Below are 15,834 nucleotides of genomic sequence, written 5' to 3'. Positions count from 1 at the left end.
AACATGTCTATAAATTGGAATAATATAAGACCCTTAAACAATAGTCTCAATGATGGATTTGAAGAGTTAATATGCCAGTTAGCGGAACAAGAGGATCTAAAAACCAAGAAACATTTTTTTAGAATAGGTAAACCTGATGGCGGAAAAGAATGTTATTGGGAATTAGAAGATGGATCACTTATAATGTGGCAAGCAAAATATTTTACAGCCAGTTTATCTACTACCCAATGGTCTCAAATTGAAAAATCTATAAAAACAGCGATCGATAGCCACCCTTTTTTATCTAAATATTATATATGTTTACCCATAGATAGACCTGATGCTAAAGTAAAAGGTCAGAAATCGATGTTAGAAAAATGGATGTCAAAGGTCAAAGAATGGAAAATACACTCACAAACGGTGCTTGGAAAAGAGATTGAAATTATATATTGGGGAAATTTTGAGTTAGTCGAAAGATTATCAAAAAAAGAACATGAAGGCCTCAAATATTTTTGGTTTAATCAAGAGGAATTTTCAGATGACTGGTTTGATTATAAAAATGAAGAGAGTATTAATGCTTTGGGAGCAAGATATTCTAAAGAATTAAATTTTGAATTACCTATAGCTAAAATATTTGATGGGCTATCAAGAGACAAAGATTTTAAGACACAACATGATACTAAATACAATAAGCTATTAGAAAATTACAGAAAAATTCGTATAGCAATTGATAATGATACTATCAAAACATTAGTAAAACAATTAGATGAAGAAATTAAAAAAATCCGTATTCTCTATGAAAGTATTGAATTTCTGAATAACGACTTAATATCATACGACAAGTTAAACTGTCTGTTAGAGGAGCTCTCCACTATATCTTCTAACATTGAAGATCAACTGGAAGAACTTAGGGATAAACAGGAAAAAGGAAAAGAGAAAACAGACTATTATAATCGCGCTTATAATCACGAAATTAGTGGAATCCGAAATTTTGGATATGAATTACATGAATTGCAATCCTTTTATAATGGAATAACTTGTAGTTTATCCAATAATCCTTTTCTTATGATATGGGGTGAGGCCGGATGTGGAAAATCTCATTTGCTAGCCGATATTATCAACAAAAGAAAAGAAAAAGGACAACAAAGCTTACTCATTTTAGGAGAACATTTCTCTACAAAAGAGCTTCCATGGACACAAATCTTAAATAATTTTCTACGGAAGCAAAATATTGACGAGTTAACATTTTTAGGTGCATTAAATGCAAAAGCAGGAAGTAACCAGAGTAGAATTATAATATTTATTGATGCTTTAAATGAAGGAGAAGGACGAGATATATGGCCTAAAAATTTAAAGAGCTTTATTAAATCTATAAAAAGATACCCTTGGTTAGGATTAGTTGTTAGCATAAGAGATTCTTACTTCAAACTAATAGCCCCAGAGAAAGAAATAAACTTAGATTTAATTCAAAAGATTCAGCATGATGGTTTTGCAGATAATGAATATGAAGCAGTAAAATTGTTCTTTAAGTATTATGATATAACTCTTCCATCTACACCATTATTGAATCCCGAATTTCATAATCCCTTATTCCTAAAGTTATATTGTCTTTCTCTTCATGAACAAGGTTTACACGAAGTACCTTTAGGATATGAAGGGATAACAAATATTATAGACACTTTTTTATCTAGCATTAATTATAAACTTTCTAAACCTGAAAATTTATTTTTTGATGAAAATCTAAATTTGGTTAAACAGGCTGTTAATGATATCATACTATATACGATAGATAATGAAGTCGACTATGTACCCTATCAAGAAGCAAATAAGATTATTAATGAGTTATTTAAGGACCAATGTTCTAAAAGAGAGCCTTATTTAAATAGACTGATATCAGAAGGAGTATTTAATAAAAATTTACATTGGGATGAAAAAGGTAAATATTTCGATGTTATATATTTAGCTTATCAACGCTTTCAAGACCATTTTACTGTTTCTTCCTTATTAGAGAAATATTTAAATCTAGATCATCCCGAATCTTCTTTTAAATCAGGGCGACTATTTGAGATAGTGAAAGATTCTAGATCATTGTATCGTAACCAAAATTTGATTGAAGCATTATCTATTCAATTACCAGAAAAAATTAACAAAGAGCTATTTGAACTTATACCAAGCCTAAAACAATATGATTTAATAGCTAAAGCTTTTATCCAATCTTTAATATGGCGTAAGGTTGAGAGAATTAGTGACGAAGTTAGTTCTTATGTTAATGATGTCATTCTTTATAATGACCATCTCTTTGATGATTTCTTTGAAACAACTCTTTCGGTTTCCGTAAAACCTAATTTTTATTTTAATGCTGAAAGAATCCATTCATACTTAATGCAATTTTCACTTAGTGAAAGAGATTTAACATGGACAATCTGGCTCCAAAATAAATATAAAAATGAAAAGTATAATATCAGTTCTATTCAACGACTAATTGATTGGGCTTGGGATGAAGAAGAGTTATCATATTTAAGTGATGATTCTATTCTTCTGACAAGTACGACGCTCAGTTGGTTTCTTGTAAGTGCAAATCGATATTTGAGAGATGCTGCAACTAAGGCACTAGTATGTATTTTAAAAGATAGAATGCATTTACTTCTTGTATTATTGGACAATTTTAAAGATGTAAATGATCCTTATGTGCTAGAGCGATTATATGCAGTCTCTTACGGATGCACTCTACATTCAGTAGATAAAAATAGTATAAAGAATTTAGCCGAATATGTATATAATCAGATCTTCATGCCGAAGATAGTATACCCTCATATTTTACTTCGTGATTATGCCAGAGGAATTATAGAATATGCATTATATTTCAATATAGAAATTAAAATCGATACAAAAAAAGTTAGACCTCCATATAAAAGCAAAAAATTACCATCTCGCTTTCCCTCAAATAAAGCTATAGATAATAAATATGAACCTAAAGATGATACTGGTAATTATACAGGAAAACTTTGGGGTTCAACAGCGATTCTCCGTTCGATGACAACAGAATATGGACGAGGAACAGGGGGATATGGAGATTTCGGACGCTATGTATTTCAGAGAGCACTTGATGATTGGCAGGTAAATTATAATGGATTAAGCAATTACGCTATACAGCGAATCTTTGAATTAGGCTACGATCCTAAACTTTTTACAGATTTTGATAAAAGACAAGGTTCCGGTAGGCATGCTGGACATAATGAACGAATAGGGAAAAAATATCAATGGATTGTATTCTATGAACTATTAGCAAGGGTGTCAGATCAATTCCCTTTAACAGATGAATCTGATTGGGATAATCCAAAGTCAACAATATTGTATGATGGACCATGGTATCCCTATATTAGAGATATTGATCCTACAATAATTATTAGAGAAAAGAAGTCTGACAAGTATGAAAAATATCCACCTCAATGGTGGTTTAACCGTGAACTCGTTTTTGGTACATCATCTAAAAAAGAATGGATAAAAGACAGGAACGATATTCCTAAACCTGAAAATATTATTGAGGTTATTGATCAGCTAGGAGAAAATTGGATATGGTTAGAAATTCATCCTGAATGGAATGAAGAAACGCCTATTGGGGAAAATAAATATGATATATCATATAAACGTTTATGGATGGAGATTCAAAGTTATCTCCTTCCAAAGAGCGATATTAATAAGCTTAAACGCAATTATACTGAAATTGATAGATTCCCTAGTACAAGAAGTTTATATCAAATATTTAGTAGAGAATATTATTGGTCACCAGCATTCAAGTTCTTTAATAAACCATATTATGAAGGAGAAGATTGGAGTGAAATAACTAAAAACAGATATAAAAATGCAATAACTAAAGTGCGGAGAACAACAGAATTCTTTAATTGGGAAGAAGAATTCGATTGTTCAAAAGAAATGGCTATACAATATTATTATCCTTCACAAATTATAGCGGATGGATTAAATCTAAATTATTCTTCTAACGATGCTGAATTTATTAATGATATAGGAGAACTCATTTGCTTTGACCCTTCTGTTAATAATAAGGGTATCTCGGGACTTTTAATAAAGAAACAGCCCCTATTAGAATGGCTTGATAAAAATAGCCTTGTACTTATTTGGAATGTATACGGCGAAAAGCAAATTATTGGGAATTATTCTCGTAAAGAAGATCACATTGGAAGACTTAATATATCAGGATTATATACTCTTGATAAAGATGAAAAGATTAGAGGAAGAATAGCAGTTGAGGAAGAATAGCAGTTAGATATAAACTAGATATGTTTGTCTTCTTAAGGAGCATTATGAATAAGTCGGGGCTTCCATGTCAAAAAATCGACTTCAATATTTGATCTTTTTACAAGAGAGAATATCAATGCTTTACCAAAAGTCATATTGCTCTTTTTTGCTATAATTGTCTTTATTTGTTTCTTTACGATTCTGGTTAGCATCTATATACTATACCTCCCTCTTAAGTCTTACAATATAATAAAGATGAAATGAAGATGATTATTTCCTAAGTGACTGAAAATAAGCAGTTAACTTGTGCATCTTCAAAAGAGCGCCTAATAAATAAAATTAGCTTCAATAGATTGAATGTTACTTTTTCAACTTCCGAGTTAAGTCTTTGATTTGTCGCATTTTGTCTCTGTGATAATTCTTTTCATGACTGTATTTAGAACTATTTTTGTAGTCTAAATTCATTAATATGAGACGAAGTACTTTTAAAATTCTTTTTTATATTAAGAGAAGTAACCCTAAGAAAAATGGGAAAGTAGCCATAATGGGCAGAATTACCATAGATGGAAAACGTTCTCAATTTAGCACAAAGCTTGAAATTTATCCCGATGAGTGGAATAATGAATGGGGAAAATCAATTGGTAATAATGCAGAAGCAATCGCTATTAACTCTATGTTAGATAAGATCCGTGGAAAGATAGTCACGTACTATTATAAATTAATGGATATAGATGGGTATGCCAGTCCCGATAAAATCAAAAATATTCTATTGGGTTTCGAAGAAAAGGGTAAAACTATCATCTATTACTTCGATAAATTCAATGAACAATACAGATCAAAAGTTGGAGTGACAGTTAGGAGAACTACTTACTTAAGATATGAATTAGTAAAAAAACGATTATCAGAATTTATGGAAAAAACATATAAGGTAAAAGATATGCCTTATCGAGAAATAACCACCGTTTTTATTCAAAATTTTTATCAGTTTCTGCGAAGTAAATATAAATCAGGAAACAATAATGCGATGAAAACCATCCAACATTTGAGAGCTATATTCTTTTACATAAAAAATAGCGGAGAGTATTTTCCTGATCCATTTGCTAATTTTAAAATTAGTTTTGAAAAAAAGGAACGGTCATTTCTAACAAAAGCAGAATTGATCGCATTGTATAATAAAAAATTGCCCTCAGAACGGCTGGAAAGAGTTAGAGATATTTTTCTTTTTTGCTCCTTTACTGGTTTATCGTATTCTGATCTCCAGAACCTGACTAAAGAAAAAATTAGAACAAATATTGATGGCCATCTATGGATTATGGCTACCAGGAATAAAACCGGAATTCCATATAAGGTACGTTTGTTAGATATACCTATAGCTATTCTTAAGAAATATGAATATTTACAGGAATATGGGGAATTATTACCCATAATCAGTAATCAAAAAATGAATGAGTATTTATCCGAAATCACTAATATTTGCGGTATTAACAAAAGAATAACGAGCCATTGTGCCAGACATACTTTTGGAACCCTTTGTCTTACAGAGGGAATGTCAATAGAGAGTGTCTCTAAATTATTAGGGCATACGAAAATTAAAACAACTCAGATATATGCTCAGATAACTGATCAGAAATTGAGTAATGAAATGGATAAATTAGCAAAAAAACTGAATATAGCTAGTTCTTTGAAATAACTGAAGTCGCTAATGCAAGCTATAATTTAGGATTTTGAACCTTAGAAACAAATATAAATCGGCTCAAAATTAACTTCGCTAATAATATAGCATACAGATATTTATAAAATAAAGGCTTGGCGCGTGGGTTCGAATCCCGTCTTTCGCTTATGCAAAATAGAGCAAAACAAAGCAATTACAACTCATCTTTCACTCTCGCATTTTTCCTCATCCCGTCTTTCCCCTTATTTTATTATTGTAAATATCAATACATCAACATATTGAGAGTTTCTGTATAAAAACTCACGATAGATAGTATTATAATTTATTTAGCTAAGCAATTTGAGGAAAAAGAGTGAATTATAAAAGAGGAAATGATGCGAAGAGTTGGATTTGAACCTATTACTTTTCTGTCTGTAAATAGGATGCCTCATGTCTTATTTTGGCTATGTAAAAGTTGTTGTTGTTTCAACAGGTACATCCTATTGTAATAAAAAGCCACAAAGTAAATTTGTGACTTTTCTCTTTTGTCTAAGAACTATTTAGAGTGTTTCTTCGAATAGAGATTTATATAATTTTTGTAGAAATCATCTATTGTTTTAGGATCTGATTTAATAACCCTATTGTTGAGTTTATCTTCTATTTCGGAAAGCTTGTATAGGCAGCGGCCACGGAGTTTATGATAGGATATAGCATTTTCTGTACGTAAGCGCTGCAACGTTCTTGTACTTATTCTAAGTAAATCAGCAACCTCCTGACTATCTAACCAAATATCTTCTTTGTTCTTATCTGACACTTGGCGTTTTAGGATATAATCAGTTAATATTTCAATTTTATCAACTAAACTTTTGAATGCTTTACTCTCTATCGTTATAACCTCCATATTATTATTACTTTAAGTTATTGTTTTTTAATAATTTGACATCTTCTGATCGATAATAATATTTATCTCTCACCCGGATATAAGGAATAATATTCTTTCCTCTATACCTTTGAAGTGTACGGAAAGATATTTCTAAGAACTCACATACTTCGCAGTTATTCCACCATTCTTCAAGATCAAAAGCATCTTCATTTGGAAGTGTATTACATGGAGGTTTATCGGATATTTTTCTGGCTCTATCTGAAAAGTGATTATCATGAGTGTTAGATTCCATTTGACTATATTTTTATTGATAAGTCTCTTAATACAAAGAAAAATGAAATAGATTTGTTATAGGCTTTTTCTTTATAGTGGGTCGATTATTCTATTGAGGTGTTAGGATAGTTCCCTTTCGATTAAGAAGTACAGAAAATATTTATTATTTTTTGTGTTATGCTTATTAGCTAAGTGTTGTATTTTCTTATTGAGGTTATAGGAAGCTGAATTAGTGGCACCATATCTGAAGTAATTTAAGATGAAAGCCATATTGTTATACACCATTGTTTTAAACATTAGCATTTCATTAATCTTATCATCCTCCACAGCTTTCAACCACACCTGTAACTCTTTCTTTATTTTGAGAATATCACAACTTCTACCTCTTTCCATAATATTTCTGAAAGACAGGCATTTCATATATGCTTTTTCTATAACAGGAAATTCTTCAAATAAAGCTTTTGCCCGATCAGACTGGATTGCTGTCCAACTTTGAGGAAACTTACATAATAAGGAACGACTCCAGGCTAATACTTGTAGAGATGTTTCGCCGTTTCTAAGGCTTTTCTTACAATATATGTATGCTTCTTTTGGATGTGTCTGTTGCCGGATACGGACCTCTTGGCAACACCACAAGAGATATCGAATAATACTGAATTTATCTATGATAAAGCAAGCATTAACAAAAATATCATTACATAATTTTGAATATTTATTAGATATAGACAGGCTACAGGTTACAGTTTCAACAGCACTACAAGCATCTTCTTCAGATAAAAGTAAATTTCGTATATCTGAATAGCGGCAACCATGAAGCATTAACACTATTTTCCCTGTTTCTTGATTGCTGATAATCAAATGATGCTCATCTTTAATTCTTGTTTCATTGATTCCTATTGATTTTCCTAGATTCTCGGATTTAAAAATGAATATATTCTTTATATCTTTTTTACTTTCTGGTAACAAGTTTCGGATAGATGTTTGATCCTTACTGGATCTCCATTCAGGATAATCACTCAAATGATTCTGATACCAGCGATATAGGGATTGAGTATTTATTTGGAATAATATAGAAAGTGTTGGCAGATTACAATAAAAAGTATCAATGTGCTTCTTTTAAAAAAGACGCAAAATGATGCGTTGTCTTTATACCTCTGGGGTGTAATTGGTATGTGTTGGAATAGTATTTATTGATACCGGATTGCTTCCATCGACGCCGATATATTTTTAAATAAGTAGGTTTATCTTTTAGTGGAAAGCTTAGTAGTCCTATCGGATTACAAAAACCATCTAAAACAATGTTTGGTATTCTTCGTAGGCATTGAGGGATCATTTCCTTTTTTTCATCAAAGCGGATATCTATCCTGTCTTTATACTCTTCAATTGCTGATAATTCGAAATATGTCAGAATATCACTAGGAAAACACACGCTTAATAGTTTATCAATTAAGTCTTTCATTACAAAATATTTTAGAAGAGGTAGCAAGCAAAGATACATTATTCAATAAGAAAATTGGTATAACACCTCAAATTGATTTCGAGCCGTAATATACTTTATCGAAGCAATTCGAGGCCAAATCAAAGCCACTCCCTACCAGATAAAGATATACTGTTTCTGGATCCTTCATGATTATTTTTATTTGTAGTAAATTTTAATATTGATAGTTATGGAATTAAAAATTATTGGAGAATGCACTTTAAATAAAATCTCAGATGAGATTAAGCAGTTATTAGAGAAAAGTCGGAAATTAAGATCATCTCAAAAGGAGAATAAGTATTTGGATAACCAAGATGTATGTTTATTACTAAACATTTCACCTCGGACTCTTCAAACTTATAGAGATAAAAGGATTTTGCCATATATTCAAATAGATAGAAAGTGTTATTATAAGCTTGAGGATGTAAATCTATTTATTGAAAAAAACATGAGTGTTACTAAATAAAAGATGAATTATGAATAATAATGATATACTAAAAGAATCATCACCAGAAATAAATGATATACTTCTGGCTATAAAAGAGATAAATGAAAATATTGAGATTGCAACTAAAAATTATAAATCAACATTGAAGGATGAACAATTCCTGAATAAAAAGCAGGTTTGTGATTTACTTCATATTTGCTCTCGCTCTCTACAAAATTACAGAGACAGGGGGATTTTGCCATTCTATAAAATTGGAGGAAAACTTTTGTATAAGATGTCTGATGTACAAAAACTTTTAGATAATAACTTCTATCAAGCATGGGAGTAATTTGCCTGTACAGTGAAATATCATAAAGAATATTTGCTCAACTTGAAGTCAAGAATTCAACAGAGGCTATACAATAGATGAATAACCAAAAGAAGATGGTGAGAAGATAATTGATAAATCAAATTGTGTCATTTCCTATCCGGGAAATAAAAAATCAGGTTTAATTTGAAAACAATATTTTCTTATAATTGTCCAGTTAGATTTCCTATATTTGTTCTTCATAATATAACTATAAAATGAATCGGATAAAGGAAGTATTACAAGAAAGAGGAATCAAGCAAACATGGCTTGCAGAGAAGCTCGGCAAGAGTTTTAAAATTGTGAATAGTTACGCTTGTAATCGGATTCAACCTCCATTGGAAACTTTATATCAGATTGCGGAGATACTACAAGTAAGTGTGAAGGATTTGATTGTTGATAATAAAGAAGAAAAATAGATTGGATTATGGCAAAAAATAATACTGTGGAAATTGGCTTTGAAAAAGAAATTTGGAAAGCAGCAGACTTATTAAGAGGAAATCTTGATGCTTCTGAATATAAATCTGTTGTGCTTGGACTGATTTTTTTAAAATATATTTCAGATCGTTTTGAAGGTAGATACCAAGAATTGAAAGAAGAAGGAGATGGCTTTCAAGAGGATAAAGATGAGTATACTTCTGAAAATATTTTCTTTGTTCCTCAAGAAGCAAGATGGAATGTTATTTCAGAAGCTGCGCATACTCCAGAAATAGGCACAGTAATTGACAATGCAATGCGTTTAATTGAAAAAGAAAATAGTCGATTAAAAGGAATACTTCCTAAAAATTTTGCACGACCAGAACTGGATAAGAGGAGACTCGGAAACGTCGTTGATTTATTTACTAATATCCAAATGAAAGAACATGGGAGTAGTAAAGATATACTTGGAAGAGCTTATGAGTATTGTCTTTCAAAGTTTGCGGAAGCAGAAGGTAAATTAGCAGGAGAGTTTTATACCCCTGCATGCATTGTTCAAACGTTGGTTGAAGTTCTTAAACCTTACAGTGGTCGAGTATATGACCCTGCATGTGGCTCTGGAGGAATGTTTGTTCAATCGGCAAAGTTTATCGAAAAGCACCAAGGAAATATCAACGACATTTCTGTATTTGGACAAGACAGTAATCCAACTACATGGAAAATGGCTCATATGAATTTGGCTATTCGTGGCATTGAAGCTGATTTGGGTAAATTCAATGCCGATACTTTTTTTGATGATCAGCATTCAACATTAAAAGCTGACTTCATTTTAGCAAATCCTCCATTTAATCTTAGTGATTGGGGGGCCGATAAACTGCAAGATGATGTTCGCTGGAAATTTGGTATTCCTCCTGCAGGGAATGCCAATTTCGCATGGCTACAACATATGATTCACCATCTGTCACCAAAAGGGAAAATCGGAATGGTATTAGCGAATGGTTCTTTATCTTCACAAACAGGAGGTGAAGGCACTATTCGCGAAAACATTGTTAAAGCTGATTTAATTGAAGGAATAGTTGCTTTACCGTCTCAATTATTTTATACGACAGGAATTCCAGTATCTCTATGGTTTCTAAATCGAGATAAAAAACAAAAAGGAAAAATTCTTTTTGTTGATGCTCGTCATATGGGGATAATGGTAACCCGTAAACTCCGAGAACTTTCCGACTTTGACGAAACAGAAAATGGAGAAAAAGGAGATATTCAAAAAATAGCTGATACATTCACATTATTTGATGAAGGTAAATTGGAAAACGAAAAAGGATATTGTGCTGTTGTTACCTTAGACGATGTTGCAAAGCAGGATTATATTCTTACTCCAGGTCGATATGTTGGTATTGCAGATCCTGAGGATGACGGTGAACCATTTGAGGAAAAAATGATACGTTTAACAAGTGAATTATCTGAGCTTTTTGGTAAATCCCATGAACTGGAAGATGAAATTCGAAAACAACTGAAGAGTATTGGGTTTACTATATAATAAAAGATTCATATTCTCTTCGGTTTTACATAATCACTCTAAAATTGAAGAAATATGAAAGAAAAACTAATCAACGAAATTGAAAATGCAATGTCTGGAGTTTTAACATTTGAGCAAACAGCGCAACTCAGCACCTCGTTATTACAAATCCTTAGTAAGTATGATGTAGTTGTGGATGGGGAAACTGTACATGAAGATTTTGCCTCAAATGCGAGACTCCTTGAAATTTTCTTATCGGCGAAACAGGTTGAAGGGTGCTCTATCAAAACAATTAGGTACTATGAGTCAACCATTCGTCATTTATTTAATGGCATGCCGAAAAATGTCGCTGATTATACAACAGAAGATATTCGAGCTTATTTAGCCGTTTTTCAAAGCAAACGTAAATCCAGTAAAGTTACAATAGATAATATACGTCGTATCTTTTCCTCCTTTTTTGCATGGTTAGAAGAAGAAGATTATATTTTAAAAAGCCCTGTAAGGCGTATTCACAAAGTAAAAACGGGCACACAAGTAAAAGAAGTGCTGAGCGACGAAGCATTGGAAATGCTTCGTGATAATTGTAAACATATTCGCGATTTAGCAATCTTGGATTTACTGTCTTCGACAGGAATGCGTGTTGGTGAGCTTGTAAAACTTAACCGAAACGATGTCAACTTTCAAGAAAGAGAATGTATTGTCTTTGGAAAAGGGAGCAAAGAACGAATGGTCTATTTCAATGCTCGGACTAAGATTCACTTACAACAATATCTTAAATCACGAAAAGACAAAAATCCGGCATTATTCGTTTCATTAGCTAAACCTCACGATCGACTACAAATATCAGGAGTGGAAATGCGTCTTCGCAATATTGGGAGGAAACTTAAAATCAATAGAGTACATCCCCATAAATTCCGACGAACACTTGCAACAATGGCTATTGACAAAGGAATGCCTGTAGAGCAAGTTCAGCGATTGCTTGGTCATGTGAAAATAGATACTACCATGCACTATGCCATGGTAAACCAAACCAATGTAAAACTATCTCACCGTAAATTTATCAACTGATTATGTGGACTTATAGCTCAACATATAAACATTCTATATATTTTTCTAAATTTCAGCATATAAATGATAATTTAGAGCAGCAGGCACTGGCCATATACAGGTCTTGGTTTGTTGATTTTGAGCCGTTTAAAGGTGGAAAATTCGTTGGTTCAGAGCTGGGAGAAATTCCGGAAGGGTGGAGAGTTGGAAAATTAATAGAAATAGCTGATATAATAATGGGACAATCTCCCCAAGGTAGAAGTTTCAATGAGGTTGGAGATGGAATTGTCTTTTATCAAGGACGAACAGAATTCGGAGATAGGTTTCCTTCGATTAGGTTATACACCACTGAACCAAATCGGTTTGCAGAACCTCTCAGTGTTTTGTTGAGTGTAAGAGCTCCTGTTGGCGATATAAATATTGCTCATAGAAAATGTTGTATTGGCAGAGGATTGGCTTCAATTAAGAGTAACAATGCCCATTACTCTTTCATATTTTATACTATGCAGTCACTAAAACCTCTTTTAGATAAATTTAATGGAGAAGGAACTGTTTTTGGCTCGATTAATCGTAGTTCGATAGAAAATATGACGATAGTTATTCCACCGAATGATATTATTGAAAGATTTGAAAGGATTACACAGAAAATCGACATGAAAATTCTTAATTCTTTTAATGAATCGAATAATCTAAAAGAGCAAAGAGATATTTTACTACCCAAATTGATATCCGGCGAGTTAAAAATTAACGATTTACACAGCTAAATTCTCATTTATGGAAGAGTGGAAAAAGTATAAATTAGGAGATATTATACATCTAATTGGAGGAGGCACTCCAAAGACAACAATTGATTCTTTTTGGAATGGAGATATTCCTTGGCTATCTGTCAAAGATTTCAATAATAGTGAGAAATATGTATATCAAACAGAAAAAAGTATCTCTAAACTTGGATTAGAAAAAAGCACGACTAGACTACTTCAAAAAAACGATATTATAATTTCAGCTAGAGGGACAGTTGGAGAAATAGCCATGCTACCTTTTCCCATGGCTTTTAATCAATCTTGTTATGGCATAAGAGGTGATTTGGATATAATAGATCAAGACTATTTATACTATTTGATGAAATTTAAACTTGCTGAAATTAAGTCTAAAACACATGGTAGTGTGTTTGATACAATAACAAGAGATACATTTGGAAATATAAACTGTTCGCTTCCTGCATTTAATATCCAACAAAAGATATCAAATATTCTCTCTTCCTTCGACGACAAAATTGCTTTGAACAAACGGATAAATGATAATTTAGAGCAGCAGGCACTGGCCATATACAGGTCTTGGTTTGTTGACTTTGAGCCGTTTAAAGGTGGAGAATTTATTGATTCAGAGTTGGGGGAAATTCCAGAAGGATGGGGAGTCGGAAGATTGTCTGACGTTGGAAGAATAGTTGGAGGAAGTACTCCTTCAAAAAGTCATTCAGAATATTATACTACTAATGGAATTCCCTGGTTAACACCTAAAGATCTTTCGATGACTCAAGCTAAGTTTACTTCACGAGGAGAAATAGACATAACAGAGATTGGATATAAAAGTTGTAGTACTAAATTATTACCTAGAGGTTCTGTATTATTTAGTTCTCGTGCTCCTATTGGATATATAAGTATTGCTCTAAATGAAATTTGTACTAATCAAGGGTTTAAGTCCATTGTGCCTAATAGGGAAATAGGAACTGCCTTTATTTTCTATTATTTGAAGGCTAATACTTCAAAAATAGAATCACAAGCTTCTGGTTCTACATTCAAAGAAGCTTCTGGTACATTAATCAATTCATTGTCAATAATTCGCCCTCCATTAAAAGTCATTCATAATTTTAACGAAATAATGACCCCAATTTTTTTTCAGCAAGAAAAAAATGAAGGAGAAAATGAAAAATTATCCAAATTGCGTGACACACTTTTACCCAAATTAATGTCAGGGGAGCTAAAAATTACTGATTTAAACAGCTAAATTCTCATTTATCTAATATGGAAAAAATTATAAAAAGGGTTAATCGAGTATATCACGAAGGTCGGCAAAGTGACTCTCCTTTCAGAGTAAGATATAATCAGAAAGATTTCGATATTCTTGCTATAAGCTTTACAGTTCAAGATAAGAAAAGGTATTTTGTTATTCCAGTCAATAATCTACCTGATAAAGATTCTATATACTTTAAATATAATCCAAAAACAGGAGGTATATTTTGGAGTCCTGAAAATATTATAAACAAAATCAAAGAAGTAAATTTTATTTAATAAATGGACGAATATAAAATATATAGATTAAGAGAATTAGTTTCAATAAAATATGGTAAAGATCACAAGGCTTTATCTGATGGAAACATTCCTGTTTTTGGTAGTGGAGGGATAATGAGATATGTAAATCAAGCAATTTATGACAAACCATCAGTACTAATACCTAGAAAAGGCAGTTTGAATAATATTATTTATTCAGACACGTCTTTTTGGACAGTAGATACAATGTTTTGGACAGTTGTAAATGAGAACATAGTTAATAGTAGGTATTTATATTATAATCTATGCAGATTTGATTTTGCAGGAATGAATGTCGGGTCTGCTGTGCCTTCATTAACAGTTCCTGTTATTGAAGCTATAGAATTAAATCTGCCTCCCTTATGTATCCAAAAGGAGATTGTACGCATACTTAAATCCCTTGACGATAAAATAGCCCTCAACAAGCGGATAAATGATAATTTATTCTTTACTATAATCTTGCCGTTGATTAAATTAGCTGAAGTTCAGCCGTTTATGGATTATGATAAAAAGAGCGAGGAAACGAATAAAATAACAATGCTAAAAAAAGAACCTCAATACCGTCTGGCTTCTTGATTTAATGAATTCGAAATGTTTTGGATAAAAGAATATATTCATAAAATGCCAAGTTTCAATACATTTGAAATGCATATAGCGACAATAGAGAATAATATTGAGGCCAATCCTTCATTGTGCATTGAAACCTGCAAAAGTTTAATAGAAGGAATATGTAAAACGATTCTGACAAACAAAGCCCTTACATATAAAGAAGATGGTAAATTTCAGGAACTTGTAAAGCAAACGATGAATTCCATGGTGATTTCGTCAGATTGCTACAAAGACGAACTATGTGAATTAGCGAGACGAATTGCATCCGTTGCCCAAAAGATTGCAGAAATCAGAAATAATTCGGGGTTCGCCTCACATAGCCAAGACATAAAAGCGATTTCTGTAAACTTGACTCTCTCTCTTTTTATTTATAAAATCACAGATGTAATAGGAGGTTTCATTTTACACTATTACATCACACATAATAATCCGAAAAAAGATAACCGGATTCATTTCGAAGATTGCCAAGAGTTCAATGAATACTTCGATGAGGAGAATCCTTTTGCAATAGGTTTGCTAACACTATCTTCTTCCGAAGCTCTATATCGACAAGATTATGAGGCTTATAAAGAAGAATATTTGTATTATCTGGAAACAAAGGACAAAAATTAAGCAATAAGAA

Annotated in this window: 16 protein-coding genes; 12 read left to right on the top strand and 4 right to left on the bottom strand. The window is 32.0% G+C overall.

The genetic code is table 11. The features are described 5' to 3' along the window. Positions 1 to 3: 3 nt before the first annotated feature. On the top strand, positions 4 to 4,257 hold the full coding sequence (locus BUC12_RS05490) for an NACHT domain-containing protein (protein ID WP_062184002.1): 4,254 nt from the start codon (positions 4 to 6) through the stop codon (positions 4,255 to 4,257). 448 nt (positions 4,258 to 4,705) lie between these two features. Further along, complete coding sequence (locus tag BUC12_RS05485) at positions 4,706 to 5,926, top strand: site-specific integrase (RefSeq protein WP_062184005.1); 1,221 nt, start codon at positions 4,706 to 4,708, stop codon at positions 5,924 to 5,926. A gap of 517 nt (positions 5,927 to 6,443) precedes the next feature. On the opposite strand, the gene BUC12_RS05480 is transcribed toward BUC12_RS05485, so the two are convergent. The 4 genes from BUC12_RS05480 to BUC12_RS05465 all read right to left on the bottom strand — a co-directional run bounded on the left by BUC12_RS05480 (position 6,444) and on the right by BUC12_RS05465 (position 8,502). Then, positions 6,444 to 6,788 carry a helix-turn-helix domain-containing protein gene (locus BUC12_RS05480; protein ID WP_062184008.1) on the bottom strand — a complete coding sequence of 115 codons (345 nt, stop codon included), beginning with the start codon at positions 6,786 to 6,788 and terminating at the stop codon, positions 6,444 to 6,446. 7 nt (positions 6,789 to 6,795) lie between these two features. Next, complete coding sequence (locus BUC12_RS05475) at positions 6,796 to 7,062, bottom strand: helix-turn-helix domain-containing protein (RefSeq protein WP_062184011.1); 267 nt, start codon at positions 7,060 to 7,062, stop codon at positions 6,796 to 6,798. A gap of 101 nt (positions 7,063 to 7,163) precedes the next feature. Continuing rightward, positions 7,164 to 8,063, bottom strand: a complete 900-nt coding sequence (locus tag BUC12_RS05470) for a transposase (protein WP_062184014.1) — start codon at positions 8,061 to 8,063, stop codon at positions 7,164 to 7,166. A gap of 82 nt (positions 8,064 to 8,145) precedes the next feature. Continuing rightward, positions 8,146 to 8,502: an ISAon1 family transposase N-terminal region protein gene (locus tag BUC12_RS05465; protein WP_139262009.1), complete on the bottom strand. Its 357-nt coding sequence runs from the start codon at positions 8,500 to 8,502 to the stop codon at positions 8,146 to 8,148. A gap of 208 nt (positions 8,503 to 8,710) precedes the next feature. Between BUC12_RS05465 and BUC12_RS05460 the strand changes: the two genes are divergently transcribed. The 10 genes from BUC12_RS05460 to BUC12_RS05415 all read left to right on the top strand — a co-directional run bounded on the left by BUC12_RS05460 (position 8,711) and on the right by BUC12_RS05415 (position 15,824). After that, positions 8,711 to 8,986: a helix-turn-helix domain-containing protein gene (locus tag BUC12_RS05460; RefSeq protein ID WP_062184020.1), complete on the top strand. Its 276-nt coding sequence runs from the start codon at positions 8,711 to 8,713 to the stop codon at positions 8,984 to 8,986. A gap of 10 nt (positions 8,987 to 8,996) precedes the next feature. Further along, entirely contained in the window at positions 8,997 to 9,296 is a 300-nt protein-coding gene (locus BUC12_RS05455; RefSeq protein ID WP_062184023.1) for a helix-turn-helix domain-containing protein, read from the top strand. A 236-nt stretch (positions 9,297 to 9,532) separates the two neighbouring features. Then, entirely contained in the window at positions 9,533 to 9,733 is a 201-nt protein-coding gene (locus BUC12_RS05450; protein ID WP_062184026.1) for a helix-turn-helix domain-containing protein, read from the top strand. 8 nt (positions 9,734 to 9,741) lie between these two features. Continuing rightward, a complete protein-coding gene (locus BUC12_RS05445; protein ID WP_062184028.1) occupies positions 9,742 to 11,271 on the top strand; it encodes a type I restriction-modification system subunit M in 1,530 nt (509 codons plus the stop codon). 54 nt (positions 11,272 to 11,325) lie between these two features. Beyond that, a complete protein-coding gene (gene xerA / locus BUC12_RS05440) occupies positions 11,326 to 12,318 on the top strand; it encodes a site-specific tyrosine recombinase/integron integrase (protein WP_062184031.1) in 993 nt (330 codons plus the stop codon). 2 nt (positions 12,319 to 12,320) lie between these two features. Beyond that, a complete protein-coding gene (locus tag BUC12_RS05435) occupies positions 12,321 to 13,061 on the top strand; it encodes a restriction endonuclease subunit S (protein WP_083557576.1) in 741 nt (246 codons plus the stop codon). A 10-nt stretch (positions 13,062 to 13,071) separates the two neighbouring features. After that, positions 13,072 to 14,301, top strand: a complete 1,230-nt coding sequence (locus tag BUC12_RS05430) for a restriction endonuclease subunit S (RefSeq protein WP_073357291.1) — start codon at positions 13,072 to 13,074, stop codon at positions 14,299 to 14,301. A 17-nt stretch (positions 14,302 to 14,318) separates the two neighbouring features. Next, on the top strand, positions 14,319 to 14,585 hold the full coding sequence (locus BUC12_RS05425) for a hypothetical protein (protein WP_070808548.1): 267 nt from the start codon (positions 14,319 to 14,321) through the stop codon (positions 14,583 to 14,585). 3 nt (positions 14,586 to 14,588) lie between these two features. Next, positions 14,589 to 15,179 carry a restriction endonuclease subunit S gene (locus BUC12_RS05420; protein ID WP_070808533.1) on the top strand — a complete coding sequence of 197 codons (591 nt, stop codon included), beginning with the start codon at positions 14,589 to 14,591 and terminating at the stop codon, positions 15,177 to 15,179. 45 nt (positions 15,180 to 15,224) lie between these two features. Beyond that, the gene (locus tag BUC12_RS05415; protein WP_236689357.1) at positions 15,225 to 15,824 is read left to right on the top strand and encodes an abortive infection family protein; all 600 of its coding nucleotides are present in this window, start codon (positions 15,225 to 15,227) and stop codon (positions 15,822 to 15,824) included. The last annotated feature ends 10 nt before the right edge of the window (positions 15,825 to 15,834 follow it).

Origin of the sequence: Indolivaga macrotermitis, assembly GCF_900128985.1 — a bacterium.
Classification (GTDB): domain Bacteria; phylum Bacteroidota; class Bacteroidia; order Bacteroidales; family Dysgonomonadaceae; genus Dysgonomonas_A; species Dysgonomonas_A macrotermitis.
This window is presented reverse-complemented; position numbering and strand designations above follow the sequence as displayed.

Coding starts and splice junctions, on each gene's coding strand:
- BUC12_RS05430 (WP_073357291.1), top strand. CDS start 13,072: ATGGAAGAGTGGAAAAAGTATAAATTAGGAGATATTATACATCTAATT.
- BUC12_RS05420 (WP_070808533.1), top strand. CDS start 14,589: ATGGACGAATATAAAATATATAGATTAAGAGAATTAGTTTCAATAAAA.
- BUC12_RS05490 (WP_062184002.1), top strand. CDS start 4: ATGTCTATAAATTGGAATAATATAAGACCCTTAAACAATAGTCTCAAT.
- BUC12_RS05455 (WP_062184023.1), top strand. CDS start 8,997: ATGAATAATAATGATATACTAAAAGAATCATCACCAGAAATAAATGAT.
- BUC12_RS05480 (WP_062184008.1), bottom strand. CDS start 6,788: ATGGAGGTTATAACGATAGAGAGTAAAGCATTCAAAAGTTTAGTTGAT.
- xerA (WP_062184031.1), top strand. CDS start 11,326: ATGAAAGAAAAACTAATCAACGAAATTGAAAATGCAATGTCTGGAGTT.
- BUC12_RS05415 (WP_236689357.1), top strand. CDS start 15,225: ATGCCAAGTTTCAATACATTTGAAATGCATATAGCGACAATAGAGAAT.
- BUC12_RS05450 (WP_062184026.1), top strand. CDS start 9,533: ATGAATCGGATAAAGGAAGTATTACAAGAAAGAGGAATCAAGCAAACA.
- BUC12_RS05460 (WP_062184020.1), top strand. CDS start 8,711: ATGGAATTAAAAATTATTGGAGAATGCACTTTAAATAAAATCTCAGAT.
- BUC12_RS05445 (WP_062184028.1), top strand. CDS start 9,742: ATGGCAAAAAATAATACTGTGGAAATTGGCTTTGAAAAAGAAATTTGG.
- BUC12_RS05485 (WP_062184005.1), top strand. CDS start 4,706: ATGAGACGAAGTACTTTTAAAATTCTTTTTTATATTAAGAGAAGTAAC.
- BUC12_RS05465 (WP_139262009.1), bottom strand. CDS start 8,502: ATGAAAGACTTAATTGATAAACTATTAAGCGTGTGTTTTCCTAGTGAT.
- BUC12_RS05475 (WP_062184011.1), bottom strand. CDS start 7,062: ATGGAATCTAACACTCATGATAATCACTTTTCAGATAGAGCCAGAAAA.
- BUC12_RS05425 (WP_070808548.1), top strand. CDS start 14,319: ATGGAAAAAATTATAAAAAGGGTTAATCGAGTATATCACGAAGGTCGG.
- BUC12_RS05435 (WP_083557576.1), top strand. CDS start 12,321: ATGTGGACTTATAGCTCAACATATAAACATTCTATATATTTTTCTAAA.